Genomic DNA, 10,053 nt, shown 5'->3' with positions numbered 1-10,053 from the left:
GCCGCCCTCGACCCCCTCTGGCGGGCGCGGCGACGCCCGGCACGCGACCGCGAGCAGCAGACCAGGACCTGACCGAAAGACAAAGAAGAAGGGCGACGACGACGAGGCAGTCGCCACCCCGATCACATGCAGAATCGGGCATACTTGTGACGGGCGTCACTCGTCCGGTGCGCCCTCCGGCGAGACAGCGAGGAGCGCGCCATGAAGGCAGTCGTGTTCGAGGGATTCAAGACCTTCCCCCAACTCAAGGACGTCGACAGACCCACTCCCGGCCCGGGCGAGGTTCTGCTCAAGGTGGCCGGCTCCGGCGCCTGCCACTCCGATGTGGGCCTGTTCCACGAGTTTCCCGGCGACCCCACCGGCTTCCTCACCCCGCCGTTCACCCTGGGCCACGAGGTCTCCGGCTGGATCGAGGAGCTGGGCCCCGGCGTCACCGGCCTCAATGCGGGCGAGGCGTTCCTGGTCTACGGACCGATCGGCTGCGGTCGGTGCAAGCCGTGCTCGCGGGGGCAGGACACGTATTGCCAGGACGTGCCGTCGGTGGGGTACCTGGCCACCGGGCTCGGTCGCGACGGCGGCATGGCCGACTACATGACCACCACCGCGCGCAACCTCATCCCGCTGGGCGACGCCGACCCCGTCGCCGCCGCTCCCCTGGCGGACGCCGGCCTCACCCCGTACCACGCCATCAAACGGGTGCTGCCCGACCTCACCACCCCGGGCGCGACCGCGCTGTGCATCGGCCTCGGCGGCCTGGGCCTGGTGGGGGTGCAGATCCTCCGGGCCATGACCGGGGCCACCGTGTACGCCACCGACACCAAACCGGAGGCCGTCGCCGCCGCGGAGAAAGATGGGGCGATCGGCATCCCGAGCGAGGGAGCCGCCGAGAAGCTCCAGGAGCTGACCGGCGGCCGGGGCATCACCGCAGTGTTCGACTTCGTCGGCGCGGCCCCGACCCTCGAGCTCGCCGCCGCCAGCGTGGCTCAACAGGGCTCGGTGACCGTGGTGGGTCTGGCCGGCGCCGACTTCCCCTGGAACGTCTTCCGGCTGCCGTATGAGGTCAACTTCTCTTCCACCTACTGGGGGACCCTCGAGGACCTCCACGAGGTGGTGGACCTGTACCGGGCGGGGAAGATCAGCCCGGAGGTCCACGTGTATCCGCTGGACCAGGCCCTGGAGGTCTACCAGAAGCTTGTCGACGGCAAGGTCAGCGGACGCGCGGTGATAGCACCGCACCGCAACGCCGGATAGCCCCCGCCGATGTCAGTCGTCGGAGACGGAGACGCTGACCTCGATGTTGCCCTTGGTGGCGCGGGAGTAGGGGCACAGCTCGTGGGCGAGCGTGGCCAGCTCATTGGCCTGCTCGGACTCGAGTCCGGGGATCACCACTTCGAGGTCAACGGTCAGATCGATGCTCTGCTCCCCCGACGCCACCAGCGAGACCCGGGCGCCCACCGACGAGCCGTCGATCTTCACCTTCTTCATCCGCGCAGCGCTCTGCAGTGCGGAATGGAAGCAGGCTGCGTACCCGGCGGCGAACAGTTGCTCGGGGTTGTTGCCCTCCCCCGACCCGCCGAGCTCGGTGGGCGGGGCCATCTCCAGATCCACGGCCTTGTCGGCGGTGGCGACGTGGCCGTCGCGGCCTCCGCCGGTGGACAGTGCTTCAACGGTGTACAGCGGATCCGCCATGACAGTGCCTCCTGGGTTGAGCGGTCGAGTGCGGCCCAAGGTACGCCTCGCCGGCCACTGGCACCGTTCGCCGCAGGATGCTTAGGGTGGAGGCACAGGAGGCCGCGAGCCAGTCATGGCCTCAGCGCAACGAGTCAGTGGGACGAGGAGGAGCCTGAGATGTTTGCCGAGGACCGCCCCGATCCGGACGAGTACACCCCGGACCCGGATCCCGTCACCGCAGCCGAGGAGTACACGCCCGAGGTGAGCGTCGACGACCCCACCCGGGAGGCCGATCCGGCCGACGTCGCCGAACAGCTGGTGGTGGTTCCCACCGACGACGACGTCGACCCGGACCTCGCCGAGGACGACTGACCGCGCGACTCAGTGGTCGCAGTTCGCCAGATCGGTCTCGGCGAGCGGCTTACCCTCGGGGATCACGTAGGTCACCATCAGCACCACGTCCTCCTCGCCCTCGTTGCGACCTTCGTGGGGGTATCCCGCACCCTCGATGATCGACTCGCCTTGGCTGTAGACGTGGACGCCGCCGGGATAGATGTCGGCGTAGTGGGTGAGTTCGCCCTGCTCCACAACCGCGATCAGCTGCCCGTAGTGGCAGTGCTCCCCGGTGCCAGCCCCGGGCTCGATGGTGATCTCGCGAAAGGTCACCCCGACACCCGCCGCGCCGCCGTCGACCTCCACGTCGACGGGCCCGTCCTGCTGGCCCGCGGCGATGTCGACGGCGCGGACGGGCTCCGTCGTCTCGGTAGGGGCCGGTAGCTGCGCTTCCGTCGCAGGTTGCGGTGCGTCGGGCGAGCATGCGGCCATAGTCACCGCGAGTCCTGCTGCAACGGTGATTGCGCCGGCTCGGCCTACTGCGCCCCGGATCGATGAATGCGACATGACCAGTCCCCGTGTCTGCTCAGACTGACTAAGGGAATCCGGTCAGTGTGAGGCAACGCTATCCCAACGATTAGCCCTGAGAAGCCGCTTGGCCCCAGCTCGGTTAGGGCTTCCGGTGAAGGGCTTCCGGTCCGCACTCTGGCGACGCGCCGAAGCCTATTGGCGGATCAACCTGGTCCGAACGGCCTCGATGACCTGCTCGATTTCCGAATCTGCGAGGCCAAACCCGCTAGGCAGGGTGACCCCCCGGCGGAACAGCGCCTCGGATGCCCCGGTGGTGAAGGCGCGGGCGTTACGCCACACCGGCTGCAGATGCATCGGCTTCCACAGGTGACGCCCCTCGATGTCCTGCGCGTCCAGGTGAGCGACCATCTCGTCGGCAGACACTCCGACGGCGGCTCCCAGGTCGATGGCGGTGAGCCAGCAGTTGTCGGCCGTCCCATCAACTATGTCCGCGGATCCGAGGAAACGGAGACCCTCGATGTCGGCGAAAGCCTCTACATACATCGAGCGGATCTCGCGCCGGCGGGAGACAAAGGAGTCCAGTTTAGCCAGCTGCGCGCGCCCGAGTGCCGCGAGAATGTTGGACATCCGGTAGTTGTAACCGATCTCAGTGTGTTCGTACCACGGAGCGGGTTGCCGGGCTTGAGTGGAGAGGTAGCGGGCGCGGTTAACCAGTTCTGAGTCATCCGAGACCAGCATCCCACCCCCGGATGTGGTCATGATCTTGTTGCCGTTGAAGGAGAAGGCGGCGGCCCGCCCATACGCTCCGGCAGCCCTTCCCTTGAAGGTCGCACCGAGAGATTCGGCCGCATCGGCGAGCATCGGCACCCCCAGCTCAGCGAGCCCCGTCTCGAGAACGTCGTACTCGACGCAGCGGCCGAAAAGATCAACCGGGATAGCTGCGACCACCTCTCGCCCCTCGTTCTGCAGGGTCCGGATCGCCTCAAGCATGAGCTGCGGATCGACGTTTCCGTCGGTCTCGTTCGAGTCCACGAATACTGCGTCGGCACCGGTGTAGGCCACGGCGTTCGCTGTGGCAGCGAAGGTCATCGAGGACAACACAACGCACGTGCCGGGCTTGGCTCCCAGCTCCAGCAGCGCGAGATGAAGCGCCGCAGTTCCAGAGCAGAGAGCCAACGCGTGCTGACGCCCGGTGCGCTCGCAGATCTCCGCCTCGAACGCGTCCACCTCAGGCCCCAGCGGCGTCACCCATCCGGAGCGGATTGCCCGAATCAGCGCTTCCTCCTCCTCGGGACCAACAGTCGCCTTGGACATGAGGATGCGAGCCATGTGGAGCCTTTCGAAGGGACGTTGCGGGCCTGCTCAGTGTAGGTCTGTTTACGGTTGTCGAGTACAGGGCTACCTCGCGGAACACCCACCTAGACTAGCGATCACACGATCCGCAGCACGAAAGTCTCTCCCCTTCTCTTAGGAGCCCGATTGATGACACCCTCGCTCGCTGGTGCAACCGTCGCCATCACTGGGGGAACCGGATCGTTCGGTTCCACCATGGCCCAGCACCTTCTGGATTCCGGGGTAGCGCAGGTCAACATCTTCAGCAGGGACGAAGCCAAGCAGGACGCCATGCGTTCGCGGCTATCCGAGCCGCGTCTGAAGTTCTTCTTGGGAGACGTCCGGGACAGGGAGAGCGTGGAGAACGCCTTCGTGGGAGCCGACTATGTCTTCCACGCAGCTGCTCTCAAACAGGTCCCCTCCTGCGAGTTCTTTCCGGACCAGGCCGTCAAGACCAACATCGACGGCAGTCGAAACGTCATCGCCGCGGCGCACAAGCTCGGTGTCCAGTCTGTCGTCTGTCTGTCCACCGACAAGGCGGTCTACCCCGTCAACGCCATGGGCATGTCCAAGGCCCTCATGGAGAAGACCGCTCAGGCGTTCGCCCGGAATAACCCCACTTCGCGTACTACGGTGTCCGTCACCCGGTACGGGAACGTGATGTACTCCCGCGGTTCGGTGATCCCTCTCTTCGTCAAGCAGATCCTCGACGGCAAGCCGCTCACCATCACCGAGGGCGCGATGACCCGCTTTCTCATGAGCCTGCAGGAATCCGTTGACCTAGTGGACCATGCCTTCTTCCATGCCGAGCCCGGCGACCTCTTTGTCAAGAAGGCGCCGGCCTGCACCGTGGACACACTTGCGCGAGCCACCGCCAAAGTGATGGGCGTTGTCGATCCGGAAGTCATCACGATCGGCATTCGCCACGGCGAGAAGATGTTCGAGACCCTCCTCGCGCGCGAAGAGATGGCCAAGGCCACAGACCAGGGCGACTACTACCGGGTGCCCCTCGACGCCCGCTCGTTGCAGTACTCCGTCTACGTGGAGGAAGGCGACTCCGAGGCGCCTCACGCCGAGAGTTTTGACTCGGACAACACCCAACAGATGTCGGTCGACCAGACCGCCGAGCTCATCGCCGGCTTGCCTGAGATGCGCGAGGTCGTGGAGAGGATGAACCGATGAGGATTGTCCTCACCGGTGCCGGTGGTTTCCTGGGTTGGCATACCCGTCTCCGCCTCGCCGCGCTCACCGATCACGAAGTCCTCCCTGTTACTCGCGAGAACTGGTCCCAGTTGGGTGAGATCGTTGCCGGCGCCGACGCCGTCATCCACGTCGCCGGGGTAAACCGTGCTGAGACCGACGACGACGTCGAGCTCGGTAACAGCAGGCTCGGAGACGACCTCGCCAGCGCCATTTCTGCCGCTGGCAAGCCGCTGCGGGTGGTTATGTCAGGCACGATCCAGGTCGATCGCGACAACGCCTACGGACGCGGCAAGCGTGCCGCCCAGACGACGATCGCCTCCGCGACTACAGCGGCCGGCGGCCACTTCGTGGACGTCTGCCTGCCTAATCTCTTCGGTGAGCACGGTCGCCCCCACTACAACTCGTTCGTCGCCACCTTCGTGCATTCCACGATCTCGGGACAGACGCCGCAGATTAACGACAATCCGGTCGAACTCCTCCACGTACAGGCCGCGGCGCAGTCACTCCTTGAGGCCCTCGACACCAGCGAAGTCCGGCTCCGCCCCGAAGGCACCCCGACCCGTGTGTCCGAGGTGTGGGACATCCTCCAGGAGTTGCATCGGTCGTATGTACCACTCGGCGAGTTCCCCGACCTGGGCTCGGCGTTCCGCATTGACCTTTTCAATACCTATCGCGCCGGGCTGTTTCCCGAGCACTACCCCATCGCGCTCACTCCCCACTCCGATTCGAGGGGGTCCTTCGTCGAAACGGTGCGCTGCCGCGGTGGCGAGGGCCAATCGTCGTTCAGTACCACGGTCCCTGGTATTACCCGAGGCGATCACTATCATCTGGTCAAGATCGAACGGTTCGCTGTGATCCAGGGCCAAGCTCGGATCAGCCTGCGCAAGATGTTCCACGACGAGGTCCTCGACTTTGACGTGACCGGTGACCGCCCCGTAGCAATCGACATGCCAGTGGGATGGGTGCACAACATCACAAACACAGGCAGTGACATTCTGCTCACCCAGTTCTGGAGCCATGAGCTGTTCCGCCCAGAGGCACCAGACACCTTTCCCGAACCGGTCAGTCCGACGTCATTGGGGGCGCAGCGATGAAGGTCATGACGATCGCCGGGACGCGGCCTGAACTTATCCGTCTGGCCCGTGTGATCCACCGGCTGGACACCACACCGGGTATCGAGCACGTCCTTGTCCACACAGGGCAGAACTACGACTACACGCTCAACCAGGTTTTCTTTGACGACCTCGGGATACGCCAGCCCGACCACATGCTCGGTGTTGACACGTCGAGTCTCGGTGCCGTGCTCGGGGGCACGCTCATCGCCGCTGAGAGGGTCATGCGAGAAGAAGAGCCCGATGCCGTTCTCGTTCTGGGTGACACCAATTCCTGCATAGCGGCTCTGATGGCGCGACGGATGAAAATTCCGACGTATCACATGGAAGCCGGCAATCGGTGCTTCGATCTGAACGTCCCGGAAGAGACGAACCGTCGGATGGTCGACCATGTCTCAGACTTCAACCTGGTCTACACCGAACACGCCAGGCGAAATCTGCTCGCGGAGGGGCTCCATCCGCGTCGCATCCTCAAGACCGGCTCTCCGATGCGTGAGGTGCTGAACGCCTATCGCGACCAGATCGACGCATCGACGGTCCTGCCGGACAAGGGTCTGACGGAGGGCGAGTACTTCCTCGTCTCCGCGCACCGCGAGGAGAACGTAGACTCACCGGACCGTCTGCGGATGCTGCTCGATTGCCTCACCGCAGTCCGCGAGCACTTTGGCAAGCAGGTCTTCGTGTCTACACATCCGCGAACCAGGAAACGGCTCGAGGCGCTTCCGGACTGGTCTGAACCGGAGGGCATCACCTTTTCCGACCCACTGGGGTTTCACGACTACAACAAGCTCCAACTGTCCGCCGCATGCTGTCTGTCCGACTCCGGCACAATCGCTGAAGAGTCATTGATCCTCGGCTTCCCGGCTATCACCCTGCGGGATTCCATCGAGCGCCCCGAGGCACTGGACACCGGTGGAATCATGATGACCGGCCTCGAGGCAGATGACGTGGTAGCAGCCGTGCAGCTAGCGATGGACTCCGGATACACGCGTAACGGCGTCGGATCCCTCACTCCTGATGACTACCTCATCGACAACACCTCGGAGCGGACGGTCAAATTCATCCTCTCGACCGCGCACCGGCACCATTTCTGGGAAGGAATACGGGCATGAAGCTCTCCCTACTGACTCCCGCATTCAACGAAGAAGCTCACGTTGCCGAGTTCATAGAATCCGCAATCGGGCAAGAATTTACCAATTGGGAATTGCTAGTAATCGATGATGGATCGACCGATCGAACCGCCGAAATTGTCACTGAGTACTGCAACAAAGATTCTCGAATTCAACTCATTAGCTGCGGAAACAAAGTCGGAAAAGTTCAAGCTTTCAATCAACTGTTTTCAAAGTCGACCGGCGATATTGTTATGATTCCTGGGGCCGACGACATTTTGCCGCAAGGCTCCTTAGGGCTTCGTGTCGGACAGTTCGCAAATGTACAACTTGGAATCAAGGCCATTGCGTACTTCAAAATTCGATCGTTTTCTGAAGACCCAAAGTTCGATGGCCTCACACTCCCAAAAGGTCTCGCACCAAGCAGATCCGGCCCCTCCATAACGATGAACAGAGAACTCGCTGACGTCCTCTTCCCAATAGACGAGTCCCTGCCCGCGGAAGACGTGTGGCTGAGCAGAGCCGCCGATGCATTGGCCGATGAAATAATCCAATCCCACGAAATCGGGATGTACTACCGCATCCACAGCGGGAACTCCAATCCCCGCCACAAGACTTTTCCCAAAATGAATGAGTCATTGCACGCTCGCCAACTCGTATTCACAAAGCTACTGGATTGTGATCGCTTCCAGTTGTCGGAGCAAGATCGAAAAGAGCTTGAGGAACGGGCGAGAGTCGAGGAACTGCGCTACAGCGGAAAGACGATTACCATCCTTGCCACTAGCAAACTGCCAATGATGGATACGCTTGGAATAGCCGCGTCGTCCGATCCCAGACTCTTCAATCTTCGAAAGCGATTCTACCGCCAGCTCACCGGTCTTCGTGGTCGCTGACGGCTATAGCAATGCCCGCTTTCAGGCACCCTCTTAGGATTTAAGCTATGCAAATCGCGCTATTGATGGCCGGAGCTCTATCACTATTAGTGCATATTGTGGTCGCACGAAACCGCGTGAGCATGATATCGCCAAGTGGAATATTTGGAGTTGTTGGTGTTTTAACACTTGCCGGAACCATCCTGGAGGCTGATTGGACGAATGCTACCGACTCCAAGTACATTGCTATAGTCGGATACAGCGTCATTTGCTACAACTTGGCGGCAGCTATCGCAATTGCAGCCCTAAATCTCGATAGCAGAGCTCATCTACACCCACGCATATCACCCAGTCCGATTCGCGCAGGTTACCTCGCGGCCGTGGCCGTCTCGATTGCGGTCGTGGTGTTGTACTACCAGACAGTGGGATACAGCGCTTTCGCTGAAGGCCTGGCTGCTTCAGTTTCCGGGAACGAAGTAGATGTCGCAACACTGCGTCTCGAGTCGTACTCTGGCACACGATATCTGTTTCCGGGATATGTTAATCAGTTTAAAAATGCTCTGCTCCCCGCTTTGGCTATCGTTGGCATCATTTCAGCACGATCCGCAGTAGCCCGGGTAGCCTTTGGCACTGTCGCTGCAATCGCCATATTCGGACTGGTAGGTACTGGTCAGCGCGGTGCCTTCTTTATATTCGTGGCCATAACTGTCGTGTTCCTCTTCTTCTGGACACGATCCAACAGACTCTCTAAGCCGGGACTAGTAGCCTCCGTTACTATCGCTGCTTCGGTTCTCGTAGCCTCGACTATTGCACTTGGCCGCAACAGACCGGAAGCCTCGTCGTCATCTATCCAGTCGGCAGGATACGACTTAGTGGATAGGGTGTTCTTAGTTAATCCGCGGGCCGGAATTGCCGCTTTTAGATATACAGAGACATTATCCGTCGAGCACCCGGGACAGGAGTGGATACGCGGCCTGCTCAGCGTGCTCCCGGGGGTCGAAGGAAGTTCCATTGCACGAGAAGTGTTCGCAACCATTTACGGCAGCGACAGAGGCACCACTCCGCAATCACTGTGGGGCTCGATCCACTTCAACTTTGGATTATCAGGCACCCTTATGGCGCCTGTACTACTAGCGTTCATTTTCGCGGTGCTAACTCGCTCAATGCAGAGTTCCGAGAATCGCAATGTTCTAGAGATGATTGGCATTTCAGGGGTTACGATCGTCCTTGGGGTATGGATGACCGATGGTCCGCTCTTCTTGTTGAACAGCGGGCTCGTAGTCTACTGCGTGCTTTGGCTCGCAGGCAGAAACATCAGACAAAGAGCTTCTAACAGAACGCCGCAAATTGAACTATCTCCGATTTCTCTACCTAAAGGTCAAGCACTGACGGGCTGAACGGGGCCTACCTAGAAAAGCTCGAAGCAGTTAACTGACTTGTCCCTCGTGGTTCTCCAGCAGCCCTATTCGATCAGACGGTTCGCTCTTGAACGGATCGGGTCGATGTCGCTGCCGCTTTACTGCCAGCGAATTCTTGGCGTCGTCCCGCTTCGGCATACTGCGAAGACGCCCGACCTACCTAACCCCGGTGATTCACGGGGATCTGCGGATCGCTGGGCGAAAATAGACCGAAGTGCTTCCTGAACAGGGGAAACTGGGACTTGTCTAAGGTTCCATGTCCCCACACAGAAAGCACTCGGTAGGTGAAGCGTACGTCGTGGTCGTCTGGCCTGTCCGTTACTGCTGATGGTGTCGGGGTGATCGCCCACGCCGGGGCCATCGCGCCTCGGCTTCTGGCTGATCAGGTCGGTCTGACCGCCGAGCTGTCAGGGGCCATGGCTCGCCGACAATTTATCCCGATCCACGACCGCGGCCGTGTGCTGATCGATAC

General features: G+C 61.6%; 10 protein-coding genes. 7 read left to right on the top strand and 3 right to left on the bottom strand.

Features of this window, described 5'->3' with window-relative positions; genetic code table 11:
- Positions 1–201 precede the first annotated feature (201 nt).
- A complete protein-coding gene (locus G6020_RS16525; protein ID WP_182611331.1) occupies positions 202–1,251 on the top strand; it encodes an NAD(P)-dependent alcohol dehydrogenase in 1,050 nt (349 codons plus the stop codon).
- A 12-nt stretch (positions 1,252–1,263) separates the two neighbouring features.
- Here the strand turns inward: G6020_RS16525 and G6020_RS16520 are convergent, their stop codons facing one another.
- Positions 1,264–1,689: an organic hydroperoxide resistance protein gene (locus tag G6020_RS16520; protein WP_182611330.1), complete on the bottom strand. Its 426-nt coding sequence runs from the start codon at positions 1,687–1,689 to the stop codon at positions 1,264–1,266.
- A 159-nt stretch (positions 1,690–1,848) separates the two neighbouring features.
- Between G6020_RS16520 and G6020_RS16515 the strand changes: the two genes are divergently transcribed.
- The gene (locus G6020_RS16515; RefSeq protein WP_182611329.1) at positions 1,849–2,043 is read left to right on the top strand and encodes a hypothetical protein; all 195 of its coding nucleotides are present in this window, start codon (positions 1,849–1,851) and stop codon (positions 2,041–2,043) included.
- Between the two features lie 9 nt (positions 2,044–2,052).
- Here the strand turns inward: G6020_RS16515 and G6020_RS16510 are convergent, their stop codons facing one another.
- Together G6020_RS16510 and G6020_RS16505 are read right to left on the bottom strand one after the other, a co-directional pair.
- A complete protein-coding gene (locus G6020_RS16510; protein WP_241732793.1) occupies positions 2,053–2,496 on the bottom strand; it encodes a cupin domain-containing protein in 444 nt (147 codons plus the stop codon).
- A gap of 231 nt (positions 2,497–2,727) precedes the next feature.
- Complete coding sequence (locus G6020_RS16505) at positions 2,728–3,864, bottom strand: aminotransferase class I/II-fold pyridoxal phosphate-dependent enzyme (RefSeq protein ID WP_182611327.1); 1,137 nt, start codon at positions 3,862–3,864, stop codon at positions 2,728–2,730.
- A 153-nt stretch (positions 3,865–4,017) separates the two neighbouring features.
- On the opposite strand from G6020_RS16505, the gene G6020_RS16500 reads away from it, so the two are divergent.
- The 5 genes from G6020_RS16500 to G6020_RS16480 are packed head-to-tail and all read left to right on the top strand — an operon-like array spanning position 4,018 to position 9,560.
- Entirely contained in the window at positions 4,018–5,049 is a 1,032-nt protein-coding gene (locus tag G6020_RS16500; RefSeq protein WP_182611326.1) for a polysaccharide biosynthesis protein, read from the top strand.
- Positions 5,046–6,164 carry an NAD-dependent epimerase/dehydratase family protein gene (locus tag G6020_RS16495; RefSeq protein ID WP_182611325.1) on the top strand — a complete coding sequence of 373 codons (1,119 nt, stop codon included), beginning with the start codon at positions 5,046–5,048 and terminating at the stop codon, positions 6,162–6,164. The genes G6020_RS16500 and G6020_RS16495 overlap by 4 nt, the downstream gene beginning before the upstream one ends.
- A gap of 5 nt (positions 6,165–6,169) precedes the next feature.
- Positions 6,170–7,294: a UDP-N-acetylglucosamine 2-epimerase (non-hydrolyzing) gene (wecB, locus tag G6020_RS16490; RefSeq protein WP_206682248.1), complete on the top strand. Its 1,125-nt coding sequence runs from the start codon at positions 6,170–6,172 to the stop codon at positions 7,292–7,294.
- Positions 7,291–8,184 carry a glycosyltransferase family 2 protein gene (locus tag G6020_RS16485; RefSeq protein WP_182611323.1) on the top strand — a complete coding sequence of 298 codons (894 nt, stop codon included), beginning with the start codon at positions 7,291–7,293 and terminating at the stop codon, positions 8,182–8,184. The genes wecB and G6020_RS16485 overlap by 4 nt, the downstream gene beginning before the upstream one ends.
- A 47-nt stretch (positions 8,185–8,231) precedes the next feature.
- On the top strand, positions 8,232–9,560 hold the full coding sequence (locus G6020_RS16480; protein WP_182611322.1) for a hypothetical protein: 1,329 nt from the start codon (positions 8,232–8,234) through the stop codon (positions 9,558–9,560).
- The last annotated feature ends 493 nt before the right edge of the window (positions 9,561–10,053 follow it).

It is taken from the genome of Dietzia sp. B19, from assembly GCF_014145155.1.
Lineage (GTDB): Bacteria > Actinomycetota > Actinomycetes > Mycobacteriales > Mycobacteriaceae > Dietzia > Dietzia natronolimnaea.
This window is presented reverse-complemented; position numbering and strand designations above follow the sequence as displayed.

Bases quoted from the DNA above. Each gene is read 5' to 3' on its own strand.
- G6020_RS16525 (WP_182611331.1), top strand. From the start codon at position 202: ATGAAGGCAGTCGTGTTCGAGGGATTCAAGACCTTCCCCCAACTCAAG.
- G6020_RS16520 (WP_182611330.1), bottom strand. From the start codon at position 1,689: ATGGCGGATCCGCTGTACACCGTTGAAGCACTGTCCACCGGCGGAGGC.
- G6020_RS16515 (WP_182611329.1), top strand. From the start codon at position 1,849: ATGTTTGCCGAGGACCGCCCCGATCCGGACGAGTACACCCCGGACCCG.
- G6020_RS16510 (WP_241732793.1), bottom strand. From the start codon at position 2,496: ATGGCCGCATGCTCGCCCGACGCACCGCAACCTGCGACGGAAGCGCAG.
- G6020_RS16505 (WP_182611327.1), bottom strand. From the start codon at position 3,864: ATGGCTCGCATCCTCATGTCCAAGGCGACTGTTGGTCCCGAGGAGGAG.
- G6020_RS16500 (WP_182611326.1), top strand. From the start codon at position 4,018: ATGACACCCTCGCTCGCTGGTGCAACCGTCGCCATCACTGGGGGAACC.
- G6020_RS16495 (WP_182611325.1), top strand. From the start codon at position 5,046: ATGAGGATTGTCCTCACCGGTGCCGGTGGTTTCCTGGGTTGGCATACC.
- wecB (WP_206682248.1), top strand. From the start codon at position 6,170: ATGACGATCGCCGGGACGCGGCCTGAACTTATCCGTCTGGCCCGTGTG.
- G6020_RS16485 (WP_182611323.1), top strand. From the start codon at position 7,291: ATGAAGCTCTCCCTACTGACTCCCGCATTCAACGAAGAAGCTCACGTT.
- G6020_RS16480 (WP_182611322.1), top strand. From the start codon at position 8,232: ATGCAAATCGCGCTATTGATGGCCGGAGCTCTATCACTATTAGTGCAT.